13 protein-coding genes are annotated in these 12,777 nt (G+C 61.7%); 5 read left to right on the top strand and 8 right to left on the bottom strand.

Features of this window, described 5'->3' with window-relative positions; all coding sequences use genetic code 11:
- The first annotated feature begins 131 nt into the window (after positions 1-131).
- Positions 132-983 carry an SDR family oxidoreductase gene (locus B2Y33_RS01730; RefSeq protein ID WP_027913362.1) on the top strand — a complete coding sequence of 284 codons (852 nt, stop codon included), beginning with the start codon at positions 132-134 and terminating at the stop codon, positions 981-983.
- 60 nt (positions 984-1,043) lie between these two features.
- On the opposite strand, the gene B2Y33_RS01725 is transcribed toward B2Y33_RS01730, so the two are convergent.
- The 5 genes from B2Y33_RS01725 to B2Y33_RS01705 form a co-directional block, all read right to left on the bottom strand.
- Complete coding sequence (locus B2Y33_RS01725) at positions 1,044-1,775, bottom strand: hypothetical protein (protein WP_027913363.1); 732 nt, start codon at positions 1,773-1,775, stop codon at positions 1,044-1,046.
- Between the two features lie 57 nt (positions 1,776-1,832).
- Positions 1,833-2,213: a RidA family protein gene (locus tag B2Y33_RS01720; protein WP_009684531.1), complete on the bottom strand. Its 381-nt coding sequence runs from the start codon at positions 2,211-2,213 to the stop codon at positions 1,833-1,835.
- A gap of 23 nt (positions 2,214-2,236) precedes the next feature.
- Positions 2,237-4,345, bottom strand: coding sequence for a bifunctional GTP diphosphokinase/guanosine-3',5'-bis pyrophosphate 3'-pyrophosphohydrolase (gene spoT, locus B2Y33_RS01715; protein ID WP_027913364.1), 2,109 nt, complete (start codon positions 4,343-4,345; stop codon positions 2,237-2,239).
- A 59-nt stretch (positions 4,346-4,404) separates the two neighbouring features.
- On the bottom strand, positions 4,405-4,668 hold the full coding sequence (rpoZ, locus tag B2Y33_RS01710; RefSeq protein WP_012312123.1) for a DNA-directed RNA polymerase subunit omega: 264 nt from the start codon (positions 4,666-4,668) through the stop codon (positions 4,405-4,407).
- 237 nt (positions 4,669-4,905) lie between these two features.
- Positions 4,906-5,778, bottom strand: coding sequence for a LysR family transcriptional regulator (locus B2Y33_RS01705; protein WP_027913365.1), 873 nt, complete (start codon positions 5,776-5,778; stop codon positions 4,906-4,908).
- 206 nt (positions 5,779-5,984) lie between these two features.
- Between B2Y33_RS01705 and B2Y33_RS01700 the strand changes: the two genes are divergently transcribed.
- Positions 5,985-7,367, top strand: a complete 1,383-nt coding sequence (locus B2Y33_RS01700; protein WP_104926647.1) for a glutamine synthetase family protein — start codon at positions 5,985-5,987, stop codon at positions 7,365-7,367.
- 109 nt (positions 7,368-7,476) lie between these two features.
- On the top strand, positions 7,477-9,018 hold the full coding sequence (locus B2Y33_RS01695; RefSeq protein WP_110606342.1) for an APC family permease: 1,542 nt from the start codon (positions 7,477-7,479) through the stop codon (positions 9,016-9,018).
- Between the two features lie 63 nt (positions 9,019-9,081).
- On the opposite strand, the gene gmk is transcribed toward B2Y33_RS01695, so the two are convergent.
- Both gmk and B2Y33_RS01685 read right to left on the bottom strand, forming a co-directional pair.
- Positions 9,082-9,702, bottom strand: a complete 621-nt coding sequence (gene gmk, locus B2Y33_RS01690; protein WP_027913368.1) for a guanylate kinase — start codon at positions 9,700-9,702, stop codon at positions 9,082-9,084.
- Positions 9,703-9,715: 13 nt separating this feature from the next.
- On the bottom strand, positions 9,716-10,579 hold the full coding sequence (locus B2Y33_RS01685; RefSeq protein WP_027913369.1) for a YicC/YloC family endoribonuclease: 864 nt from the start codon (positions 10,577-10,579) through the stop codon (positions 9,716-9,718).
- Between the two features lie 225 nt (positions 10,580-10,804).
- On the opposite strand from B2Y33_RS01685, the gene rph reads away from it, so the two are divergent.
- On the top strand, positions 10,805-11,527 hold the full coding sequence (rph, locus tag B2Y33_RS01680) for a ribonuclease PH (protein ID WP_023532860.1): 723 nt from the start codon (positions 10,805-10,807) through the stop codon (positions 11,525-11,527).
- Positions 11,528-11,549: 22 nt separating this feature from the next.
- The gene (locus B2Y33_RS01675; protein ID WP_023532399.1) at positions 11,550-11,918 is read left to right on the top strand and encodes a DUF4870 domain-containing protein; all 369 of its coding nucleotides are present in this window, start codon (positions 11,550-11,552) and stop codon (positions 11,916-11,918) included.
- A 34-nt stretch (positions 11,919-11,952) separates the two neighbouring features.
- Here the strand turns inward: B2Y33_RS01675 and B2Y33_RS01670 are convergent, their stop codons facing one another.
- Entirely contained in the window at positions 11,953-12,732 is a 780-nt protein-coding gene (locus tag B2Y33_RS01670) for an exodeoxyribonuclease III (RefSeq protein ID WP_023532406.1), read from the bottom strand.
- Between the last annotated feature and the right edge of the window lie 45 nt (positions 12,733-12,777).

The following is a 12,777-nucleotide window of genomic DNA, read 5'->3' as shown; positions in this document are numbered from 1 at the left end:
TTCTTCAAGGCCTCGAGGCAGGCCGAGAACAATTTGGCCGCCATTATTGCAAGTAATTCTTGTTAACAAAAGTAATATTGTTGCTTTTTCTCCTGCAGGCGGGCTGAGTAATCGGCCCTAGAGGGCTTCAGATGTCTGACTTGAGTGTGTTGATCGTAGGATGTGGTGACGTCGGTAGTCGCCTCGCGCGACAAATGCTTGCGCGTGGTTGGCAGGTCAGCGGTTTGCGCCGTTCGGTGGCGCAGTTGCCTGAAGGTGTAGTGCCGATCGCGGCTGATCTGTCGGACCCGACCATTCCAGCCGCCTGGCCTGAGCAGGCACCTGACTACCTGGTGTATTGCGTGGCTGCCAGCCAGCATGACGAGGCAGGTTATGAGGCGGCGTATGTCCAGGGGTTGCGTCATGTGCAGCGCTGGCTGGCCGAGCGAGGGCAACGACCACGACGCCTTTTGTTCGTATCCAGCAGCAGCGTATTTGGGCAAAAGGGGGGCGAGTGGGTTGATGAGCAATCGGCCACCGAACCTGACGGCTACTCGGGGCGCATCATGCTCGAGGCTGAAAGGCTGGCGTTATCCGGTGCTGTCCCAGCCAGCGTGGTTCGCCTGACCGGCATCTATGGCCCAGGCCGCGAGTGGCTGTTGCGTCAGGTGCGTCAGGGTTATCGCGTCGCCGAGCAACCGCCTTTGTATGGCAACCGCATTCATGTAGACGATGCTGCCAGTCTGCTGGCATTCCTGCTGCAATGCGACAGCGAAGGCAAGGCGCTGGACGATTGCTACATCGGCGTGGACGACAGCCCGGCGCCACTGGCTGACGTCGTAACTTGGCTGCGTCATCAGTTGGGGGTCACGCAGTGGTCCGATGAGGAGCGAGTGCGTCGCACGGGCAGCAAGCGCTGCAGCAACGCCCGCGCACGGGGGCTAGGCTGGTCGCCGCAGTACCCCAGCTACAAGGAAGGCTACGGGGCAATCCTTGGGCAGTGATCGCCTGGCTGACGCTCAGGTAGCCTGCGTGCTACCTGAGCGCTGACTGGACGGGTAGGGTCAGTTGTGTTGCAGGAGCCACTGACGCTTGCCGGCGGCCAGCATCGGCATTTCATCCGGCTGGGCGCGGTTTACCGCCTGGAAGATTTCCAGCTGGTTGCCATTGCGCTTGATGATGAATGGCGCCCCGCGCTGGTTGCGCTCCAGCCATAGGCTGTCATTGCTGCCGCCCATCGTTGCGCAATCACCGGCCAGGCACAGGGCAAAGCGATCCGGACCAGGTAGGCCGGTGACGTTGCCGCTGTCGCTGAACGTCACGTTGGCACCCTTGCCTGGGCCCTCCATGATCGTCCAGGCGCCGCCGAGCCAGGCCTGATACAGCGCCTGCTCGAAGCTGCTTCCCAATGGCGCATTGTTGCCACTGGGCGTCTTGGCGCGCTCAAAGCGCTGTTTGGCGCCCTGCTGGTCGACCGTTTGCAGTTCGTCGCCGTCCAGCGACAATTGCTCGGTGGCACCGCCTTCGAAGGTGGCCAGCCACTGCTTGTCATTGGCGCTGAGCTGACCGTCCGAGGCCTCGAACCCATTGCTGTAGCTGGCGCGCTGGGTGGCAACATCGAGCTTCCACTCGAACACCGGGCCATGCTCGTTCAGGGCCTGGCGAAGGTTGCCTTGCTTGACGGCCGCAGTGATGGCGTCCTGATTGATCCAGGTGCCGTTGAAGTCTTCAGGTTTGTGGCTGGCGCAGCCGCCCAGAACCAGGGCTGCCAGCGTGAGAGGCAAAGCTATGCGCATGACGGGAACCTTTCAGGAGAGAGAGGGCGGCGAGGGCAATGCTCGCCGCCTGGGGCATCACTCGATGACGAGGATGGCGTCCATCTCGACCTGCGCGCCTTTTGGCAGCGCGGCTACGCCAATGGCGGCGCGAGCGGGATAAGGCTGCTCGAAGTAGCGACCCATTACCTCGTTGACCTTGGCGAAATGGCTCAAGTCGGTCAGGAAGATGTTCAGCTTGACGATGTCCTTGAACGAACCGCCTGCTGCTTCGGCCACAGCCTTGAGGTTCTCGAACACCTGGACGGTCTGGGCCTCGAAGCCTTCGACCAGTTCCATGGTCTTGGGGTCCAGCGGGATCTGGCCAGACATGTACACGGTGTTACCGGCCTTGATCGCCTGCGAGTAGGTGCCGATGGCGGCAGGGGCCTTGTCGCTGTTGATGACGGTCTTGCTCATGATGACTCCTTGCGGTTGGCGGACTACGTACGCATGCGGGTGATGCGAACTACACCAGTCAGGGTACGCAGCTTCTTGATCACACGCGCCAGGTGCACGCGGTCGTGCACGCTGACCACCAGTTGGACCACGCTGATACGGCCGTCGCGTTCGTCCATGCTGATCTTCTCGATGTTGCCATCGGCCGCGTTGACGCTGCTGGCCAGCAAGGCGATCAGGCCGCGCTGGTGCTCCAGCTCTACGCGCAATTCGACGTTGAATTCGCCAGTGATGTCCTTGGCCCAGGAAAGCTGGACGCATTTCTCGGGATTGTGACGAATTTCACTGATGTTTCGGCAGTTCTCAAGGTGCACGACCATACCCTTGCCCGCCGAAAGGTGGCCCACGATCGGGTCGCCCGGAATCGGCGTACAACACTTGGCATAGCTGAGCACCAGGCCTTCGGTGCCGCGAATCGCCAGCGGGCCTTCAGGGGCCGGCAGTTGCTCGCCTTCTGCAGACAGCAGGCGGCGAGCGACCACGTAGGCCATGCGGTTGCCCAGCCCGATGTCTTCGAGCAGGTCTTCGATCAACTCCAGGCGGTATTCGCTGAGGATGGCCTGCACGCGCTCGCGCGGAATCTGTTCCAGCGCGCTGTCGAAACCGGTCAGCACCTTGTTGAGCAGCCGCTCGCCCAGACTGATGGATTCGGAGCGGCGCTGCTGCTTGAGCGCATGGCGAATATGTGTGCGCGCTTTGCCGGTGACCACGAAATTGAGCCAGGCCGGATTGGGTCGGGCCCCTGGTGCGCTGACGATCTCTACCGTCGAGCCACTCTGCAACGGCTCGGAGAGCGGTGCCAGGCGCCGGTTGATACGGCAAGCGATGCAGCTGTTGCCGACGTCGGTGTGCACCGCGTAGGCGAAGTCCACGGCAGTGGAGCCCTTGGGCAGCTCCATGATGCGGCCTTTGGGCGTGAAAACGTAAACCTCGTCCGGGAACAGGTCGATCTTGACGCTCTCGATGAACTCCAGCGAGTTGCCTGCACGCTGCTGCAATTCAAGAATGCCTTTGACCCACTGCCTGGCACGGGCATGGTTGCCCTTGGGCTGCTCATCCCCATTGGCCTTGTACAGCCAGTGCGCAGCGATACCGTTGTTGGCCATCTCTTCCATTTCGCGCGTACGGATCTGGATTTCGATGGGCACGCCGTGCATGCCGAACAAGGTGGTGTGCAACGACTGGTAGCCGTTGGCCTTGGGAATGGCGATGTAGTCCTTGAACCGCCCTGGCAGCGGCTTGTACAGGTTGTGCACGGCACCGAGGACGCGGTAGCAGGTATCGACCTTGTCGACGATGATGCGGAAGGCATACACGTCCATGATCTCGTTGAAGGCGCGACGCTTGCCGCGCATCTTCTTGTAGATGCCATAGAGGTGTTTTTGTCGACCACTGATCTCGCCTTCGATACCGTCGGCAGCCAGGCAGTTGGCCAGCGACTGCTCGATCTTGGCGACGATTTCCTTGCGGTTGCCCCGTGCACTCTTGACGGCGCGATGGATCAGCGACGAGCGCATCGGGTGCATGGCCTTGAAGCCAAGGTCTTCGAACTCGACGCGTACCGTGTGCATCCCCAGGCGGTTGGCGATGGGGGCGTAGATCTCGAGGGTTTCCTTGGCGATCCGGCGCCGTTTCTCGCCGGACAGCACTTCCAGGGTGCGCATGTTGTGCAGGCGGTCGGCCAGCTTGACCAGGATCACGCGAATGTCGCGTGCCATGGCCATGGCCATCTTCTGGAAGTTCTCGGCTTGCGCCTCGGCCTTGGTTTCGAAGTTCATCTGGGTCAGCTTGCTGACCCCGTCCACCAGCTCGGCAACCGTCTCGCCAAATTGCTGGCTGAGGGCTTCCTTGGCAATACCAGTGTCTTCGATCACGTCATGGAGCATGGCCGCCATCAGGCTTTGATGGTCCATGTGCATGTCGGCAAGGATGCTGGCCACGGCCAGCGGGTGCGTCACGTAGGGCTCACCGCTGCGACGACGTTGCCCATCGTGCGCCTGTTCGGCGTAGAAGTAGGCGCGCCGTACCAGGTTGACCTGTTCGGGGCCTAGGTAAGTCGACAGCCGTTCGGCCAAGGCCTCTATACCCGGCATGGCTTAGCCTCCTGCCGAGATAGGGGGCCTTGCGCCTCGCGACGTCGACCGGGCATCAATCAGACAGCCTCGTTCGACTCGTCCTCGAACGCGGCAAAGACCGGATCCTCGGTGACAATTTCTTCAGCGGCGATGAATTCGTTGGTCACGATGCCTTCGGCGATTTCGCGCAGGGCGACGACGGTAGGCTTGTCGTTTTCCCATGCAACGCGTGGCTCTTTACCGCCGGTCGCCAGCTGGCGAGCGCGCTTGGTCGAGAGCATGACCAGCTCAAAACGGTTATCCACGTGTTCCAGGCAGTCTTCAACAGTTACGCGGGCCATGGTCTTCCTCAGTAGCAAATGCGGTAGGCGTGCAGCCCATTAGTGGGCAGGCGGACTCGATAGTATAAAAATTCACCAGCCAATAGGGAAGCGCTGTTTTGTCGAGCGTCGCCGTGCGGTGCGGTGCGAATCATTCAGGTACTTCGATGCATGTCCGCGTTTGCCAGGCCTGATCATACCGCTGGAACGCAGTGCAAGGACCGCCATAGACGCCTTGCAATGGCCCTGACAATAACCTCAGAGCATTGCGTCACGCAACCGTGGGGTGAGCTCCTCGAAGAGGGTCTGCACCGAGCGCAGCGCGCGGCAGTCCGGTCGGGTCAAGAGCCACAACTGGGTGTCGCAACCCGGCAACGGCCCGCTGAGTGCATCGACCCCTGGCAGGCTATGCACCATGTAGTCCGGCAGCGCTGCCACGCCCAGGCCAGCGGTGACCAGTTGGGCAATGGTGGACATACCGCTGCACTGGTAGCGCGGGCTCAGGCCAGGGTGTTGCTGGTTGCGCCAGACCACCGTCGGATGGTCCTGCATGGCGTCATCCGGCGCGATCCATGGCACCGCGCTGGCGCTTTCACCGAGGCGGTCGCGCCAATGGGGTTGGCCGCATATCACATAGGAAGTCGAACCCAGGTTGCGCCCCACCAGGTGCTCGGGCGGCGTGTTGGTCAGGCGCAGGGCGATGTCTGCGTCTCGCCGGCTGAGGTTGGCGAACACATTGGAGGTGCCCATCTCCAGCGACAGCGCGGGGTAATTCTGCATGAAGTCGGCCAGTGCAGGCAGCAGCAGGCTGTGCATGACGGCCTCCGTGCAGGTCAGCCGCACGGTACCACTGACGACCTGTTCACCGCTGGTCATGGCAATGCGCGCCGCCTCGAGTGCCTGTTCTGCGCGCTCGGCCTGCTCGGCCAGGGCCTGTGCAGTGTCGGTGGGCAAGTAGCCTTTGCGGCTCTTGACGAACAGGGCCGTGCCCAGCGCTGATTCCAGGCGACGTATCGACCGGAAAACGGTCGACACGTCCACCTTGAGCAACTCGGCCGCCTTGGCCAGAGAGCGCCCGCGTTCCAACGCCAGGACCAGCGAAAGGTCGGCATGGGTAATTTGATATTGCATCGGTGCACGCTCTCGTTGCCGAATTGCCAATGTCTGTTGCGTCAGGGCCATTTTATAGTGAAACGACCCCCGGGAATCAATGCGCCCGCTGCGGTTACCGATCCCCACGATGGGAAAGTGAAAACAACAACAGCTGCAACCATCGTCGCCTACCAGGCGCCAGCCGTCTCTCCACATCGCCGCAGCCAAGCAAAGGATGTACAGCCATGACGTCGCTAGCCCCGTGCGCCCGCTTCTCACGCGAGATGAATGACTTCCTGCAGGCACACCCCGACACCCAATACGTCGACTTGCTGATTGCCGATATGAATGGAGTCGTGCGTGGCAAGCGCATCGAGCGGGCGAGCTTGCACAAGGTGTATGAGCGAGGTATCAATCTGCCAGCATCGCTGTTTGCGCTCGACATCAACGGCGCTACCGTGGAAAGCACTGGACTGGGCCTGGACATGGGCGATGCCGATCGCATCTGCCACCCCATTGCCGGTACGCTTGCGCATGAACCTTGGCAGAAGCGCCCCACCGCCCAGTTGCTCATGACCATGCACGAACTGGACGGCCAGCCGTTCTTCGCCGATCCGCGCGAAGTCTTGCGTCAGGTCGTGGGCCGGTTCGAAGCGCTTGGCCTGACCCTGCGCGTTGCATTGGCGCTCGAGTTTTACCTGATCGATCAGGACAACCTCAATGGGCGACCGCAGCCGCCGCGCTCGCCGTTGTCCGGAAAGCGTGCGCATTCGACCCAGGCCTACTTCATCGACGACCTGGACGAGTACGCCGACTGTTTGCAGGACATCCTCCAAGCGGCAAAGGCCCAAGGCTTGCCTGTCGATGCCATCGTCAAGGAAAGCGCGCCTGCGCAGTTCAAGGTCAATCTGCATCACGTGGCCGACCCTCTGAAAGCCTGTGATCAAGCGATCCTGCTCAAGCGCCTGATCAAGAACGTTGCCTACGACCATGAAATGGACACGACATTCATGGCCAAGCCCTATCCCGATCAGGCGGGCAATGCTCTGCATGTTCACCTGTCGCTTGTAGAAAAACACAGCGGCAAGAACCTCTTTGCAAGCGACGACCCGCTCAGGTGCGAAGCGCTGCGCCATGCCATCGGCGGTGTACTGGAGACACTTCCCGCGTCGATGGCCTTCCTGTGCCCGAACATCAATTCGTATCGCAGGTTCGGCGCCCAGTTCAATGTGCCAAACGCCCCAGGCTGGGGCTTGGATAACCGTACCGTGGCCCTGCGTGTGCCCACAGAAAACAGCCACAGCGCCCGCCTGGAACATCGCGTGGCAGGTGCAGACGCCAACCCTTACCTGACGCTTGCGGTGATTCTTGCTGGCGTTCACCATGGCCTGACCCATCAGATCGAGCCGCAGGCGCCCATTGAAGGCAATGCCTTCGAGCAACTGGAACAGAGCCTTGCGAACAACCTGCGCGACGCGTTGCGCGCGCTGGAAGACAGCGAAGTGCTCAAGCGGTACATCAGTGCGCATTACATCGACATCTTCGTGGCCTGCAAGGACAGCGAGCTGGCCGAATTCGAGGTGTCGATTTCCGACCTCGAATACAACTGGTACCTGCACACCGTGTAGCGCCAAGGCGCCTGCATGAAGCCAAGGGAAGGTATTGCAGCGGGCTTTGAGTGGGCAGGCCTTGGCGAGAGGCTTGTTAAAAACAATTCCAACACTACGGCTGATATTCATGAGCGATTACACAGAAGCCGGCCGCCCACCCAATGTGGCGGCTGGCGAAAGCATCCAACAGGGTGGCAAGGGCCTGGCCAAAGGCCGGTTAGGGCTGTTGGCCAGCGTGGTGCTGGGCATCTCCACCATCGCCCCGGTCTACACCCTTACCGGCGCCTTGGGCCCGACCGTGCGCGAGGTCGGCGCTCACCTGCCGGCGGTGTTCATCGTCGGGTTCCTGCCCATGCTGCTGGTCGCCCTGGGCTATCGCGAGCTGAATTCGGCCGAGCCGGACAGCGGTACGTCGTTCACCTGGTCGGCGCGAGCCTTCGGCCCGATGATTGGATGGATCGGCGGTTGGGGGCTGGTGGTGGCGACCACCATCGTGCTGTCGAACCTGGCCGGTGTGGCAGTGGACTTTTTCTACCTGTTCCTCGGCCAGATCACAGGCAACCCTGGACTGGCGGCGCTTGCCGACAACTTGCTGATCAATATCGTGACCTGTTGCGTGTTCATCGCCTTGGCCGTGTGGATCTGTTGCCGGGGCATGACCACGACCATGACCGTGCAGTACGGTCTGGTGGCGTTGCAACTGCTGGTACTGGTTGGTTTCGCCTTCGCAGCATTCGGCGAAACGACGGCGCCACCGCCCCTGGCATTCGATTTCGCCTGGTTCAACCCGTTCGGGGTCGAATCCTTCTCGGCGTTCGCCGCCGGGCTGTCGTTGTCGATCTTCATTTTCTGGGGCTGGGACGTATGCCTGACCGTCAGTGAAGAATCGGTAGGCAGCGAAGAGGTTCCGGGCAAGGCGGCCACCTGGACCGTGTTGTTGATTCTGGGGCTGTACTTGCTGACGGCCATTGCCACGTTGCAGTTCGCCGGCATCAGCGAGTCGGGGCTGGGCCTGAACAACCCGCGCATCCAGGAAAACGTGTTCGCCCATCTGGCCGGCCCGGTCATGGGGCCGCTGGCGATCCTGATGTCCATCGCGGTACTGGCCAGCACCGCTGCTTCCCTGCAATCGACCTTCGTTTCGCCTGCGCGCACCTTGCTTGCCATGGGCTATTACGGGGCGGTACCGCAGAAGTTTGCCAAGGTCTGCCCGCGCTCGCAGACGCCGCGTTACGCCACGGTATGCGCCGGGGTGGCCGCCGGGCTGTTCTACGTCACCATGCGCACGCTCAGCGAAAACGTACTGGCCGACACCATCACCGCCCTGGGCATGATGATCTGCTTCTATTACTCACTCACGGCGTTCGCCTGCGTCTGGTATTTCCGCAGCAGTCTGTTCGGCAGCCTTCGGCATTTGCTCATGCGCGGGCTATGCCCTTTGGTGGGCGGTGTCATCCTGTCGGTGATCTTCGTGCGCACAGCCATCGACAGCGCCTCGCCGGACTTCGGCAGTGGCTCGCACGTCGGCGGGGTCGGGCTGGTCTTCGTGATCGCGGGGATTATTTCCGTCCTGGGGATCGTGCTGATGCTGATGTCCCGGCTGCGAGCCCCCGCCTACTTCCTGGGAGCCACGCTGCGTCAGCACGCTACCTTGCCGTTGCAGGACTGACCAGGGCCACTACCTGCGACGTGCAGAAGATTGCGCGAGGGCCTTCCGGAAGGCCCGCGCGCGTCAGCCGATCAACTGCTCGAGCAGCGCCCCATGGCGGTGTTGCTGCTTCTTCAGGAGCAGGCGATTGGCGCGGAACACGGCTTTCAAGTCCGCCAGTGCCGTATCGAAAACATCGTTGATGATCACGTAGTCGTACTCGTCGTAATGCACCATCTCGCTGACGGCCTCTTTCATGCGCCCGGCGATGATCGCGTCGCTGTCCTGGCCGCGGCCATCGAGGCGCTCGCGCAATGCGGCCTGGCTTGGCGGCAGGATGAAGACCGACAACGCCTGTGGCATCAGCTTGCGTACCTGCTGCGCGCCTTGCCAGTCGATTTCCAGGATCAGGTCGAAGCCTTGGTCCAGCGTCTGCTGCAATGCACTGCGAGAGGTGCCATAGAAGTTGCCGAACACCTCGGCATGCTCCAGAAAATCGCCCTGTTCGATCAGTGCCCTGAACGCGTCATGCTCGACGAAGTGGTAGTTCACACCATGCTGCTCGCCAGGACGCATGGCCCGGGTGGTGTGCGAGACGGAAACACGAATCTGCTTGTCGTCCTGGGTCAGGGCGTTGACCAGGCTGGTCTTGCCGGCGCCGGACGGAGCGGAAACGATATAGAGGGTGCCGCTGGTGTGGTTCATGGTCGGTGTGGCCTTACTCGATGTTCTGTACTTGTTCACGCATCTGTTCGATCAGGACCTTCAGGTTGACCGCCGCCTGCGTGCTGCGGGGATCGAAGGCTTTGGAACCGAGCGTGTTGGCTTCGCGATTGAGCTCTTGCATCAGGAAATCCAGGCGGCGCCCGGCGGCACCTGCACCCTTGAGTACGCGCCGTACTTCGGCGACATGGGTGTCGAGGCGATCAAGCTCCTCGGCCACGTCGCTCTTCTGGGCCAGCAGGACCATTTCCTGCTCCAGGCGCTGCGGGTCGATTTCGGCCTGAAGGTCGTTGAAGCGATCCAGGATCTTCTGGCGTTGCGCGGCCAGCATCTGTGGCACCAGCGCTCGCAGCGTCGTGACCTCTTCGGCCATGCTGTCCAGGCGCTCGTTGATCAGACGGGCCAATTCCTGGCCTTCGCGCTGACGCCCGGCCTTGAGTTCGGCAAGCGCGTCGTTGAACAGCGCCATGGCTTGGGCATTGAGTGCCTGTGGGTCGCTGGCGTCAGCGACCAGTACGCCCGGCCAGGACAGCACTTCCAACGGGTTGAGCGGCGCCGGCTGCTGGATCAGCGCTGCCACTTGCTCGGCGGCGGCCACTAGCTGCGCAGCGCGCTCGCGGTCGACCTGCAACGGCTTGCCGCTGCTGTCCTCGTTCAGGCGCAGGGTGCATTCCACCTTGCCTCGGGAAAGGCCTTGGCGCAGGCCTTCGCGCACGCCACCTTCAAGGTCACGCAGGGCGTCGGGCAGACGCAGGTGCGGTTCCAGGTAACGATGGTTGACCGAGCGCAGCTCCCAGACCAGGGTGCCTTGGCTGCCGGCGCGCTCGACCCGCGCAAACGCGGTCATGCTGTGCACCATGGGGGTACCTCGCATAAAGATTGGACATGGCAGCCTGCTGGCTGCGAGGCGCAGGATTGTAGCGCACTGGGGCCTTGCGACCCAATGCGCCAGTGCGCCTGAGCGACGGACAGGACCGTCGCAAATGCAGGCGCGCACGACCGTCAGCGACGATAGGCGTGTCCTCACTAGGCTACGGGCTCTATAATGCCTGCCAGATTCAATGTCCCAGTACAGGTATCCCAGATGAAACGTCCAAGTGGTCGCGCCGCCGATCAGCTCCGCTCGATCCGCATCACCCGCAACTACACCAAGCACGCCGAAGGGTCGGTACTGGTCGAGTTCGGTGACACGAAAGTCATCTGCACGGTCAGCGTGGAAAACGGCGTGCCGCGCTTTCTCAAAGGCCAGGGCCAAGGTTGGTTGACCGCCGAATACGGCATGCTGCCGCGCTCGACGGGCGAACGTAACCAACGCGAAGCCAGCCGTGGCAAGCAAGGCGGTCGCACGCTGGAGATCCAGCGCCTGATCGGCCGCTCACTGCGCGCAGCGCTGGACATGAGCAAGCTCGGTGACATTACGCTGTACATTGATTGCGATGTCATCCAGGCCGATGGCGGCACCCGTACAGCCTCCATCACCGGTGCCATGGTTGCCGTCTGCGATGCCCTGGCCGTGATCAAGAAGCGTGGTGGCCTGAAGGCGGGCAACCCGCTCAAGCACATGATCGCCGCCGTGTCGGTGGGCATGTATCAGGGTGAAGCGGTGCTCGACCTGGACTACCTGGAGGACTCGGCAGCCGAAACCGACCTGAACGTGGTCATGACCAGCGCTGGCGGTTTCATCGAGGTGCAGGGTACGGCAGAAGGTGCGCCGTTCCAGCCAGAAGACTTCAACGCCATGCTCGCCCTGGCGCAGAAGGGCATGGATGAGATCTTCCAGCTGCAGCAAGCCGCGCTGGCAGACTGAACCTGATCAGGAGGGTGCAGGCATGACCGATCCGAATCTTTCGATCATCCCGCCCAGTGCCGAGGTCAGGCAGTGGGCGATGCTCTGTCACCTTTCCGCGCTCCTTGGCCTGGTGATCCCGCTCGGGCACCTGCTGGGGCCGTTGGTGCTGTGGCACCTCAAGCGCGAGCAGGACCCGTTCATCGATGCGCAAGGCAAGGAAGCGCTGAATTTCCAGATCAGCGTGACCGTGGCAGGGTTCATCTGCCTGCTGCTGATATTCGTGGTGATCGGGCTGGTGCTGTTTGCCGTGCTGTCAGTGGCGGTGATGATTCTGATCGTCATCGCTGCGGTACGCGCCAACGAAGGCAAGCCTTACCGCTACCCGATGATCTGGCGGCCGATCAAATAGCCAAGTGGGGCTGCAAGGCAGCCCCACTGGTTGTTCAGATAGTCAGCGTCCAGTCGTAGTCGACGATCAATGGCGCATGCTGGGAGAAGCGCGGCTGACGTGGTAAGCGCGCGTTGCGCACGAAGCGGCGCAGGCCTGGGGTGAGGATCTGGTAGTCGAACCGGTAGCCCAGGTTCAGCATTTCGGCCTGCTCGTTGTCCGGCCACCAGCTGTACTGGTCACCCTCACGGCTGACTTCGCGCAGGGCATCCACGTAACCCATCTCGCCGGTGATGGCATCCATCCAGGCACGCTCTGGCGGCAGGAAACCCGGCGACTGCTGGCTGTCACGCCAGTTCTTGATGTCGAGCTTCTGCTGGGCAACATAGAACGACCCACAGTAGATGTACTCACGGCGCTTGCGACGCTGCTTGTCCAGGTACTTGGCGAAGTCGTCCATCAACTTGAATTTCTGGTTCAAGTCTTCATCCCCGTTCATGCCCGAAGGCAGGAGCAGGCTGGCAATACTGACTTTGTCGAAATCTGCTTGCAGGTAACGCCCGTAACGGTCGGCTGTCTCGAAGCCCAGGCCGGTGATGACTGCCTTGGGCTGCATGCGCGAATAAAGGGCCACACCACCTTGGGCAGGCACCTCCGCGTCGCAGGCATAAAGGAAATAGCCATCGAGCTGGAAAGCTGGGTCATCGAGTTCAAAGGCCGAGGCGCGGGTATCCTGAAGGCAGATGACGTCGGCATTCTGGGCCTGTAGCCAGCTGAGCAAACCACGCTCGGCCGCAGCCTGAATGCCATTAACGTTCACACTGATGATCCGCATAAATGGCCCCATAAATCTCGTGCGTGTATGATACCCGAGCTCAAC

The organism is Pseudomonas sp. UBA5666 (assembly GCF_002420785.1).
GTDB lineage: Bacteria > Pseudomonadota > Gammaproteobacteria > Pseudomonadales > Pseudomonadaceae > Aquipseudomonas > Aquipseudomonas fulva.
Note: the sequence above shows the minus strand (reverse complement) of the source record. Positions and strands in the feature narration are given on the sequence as shown.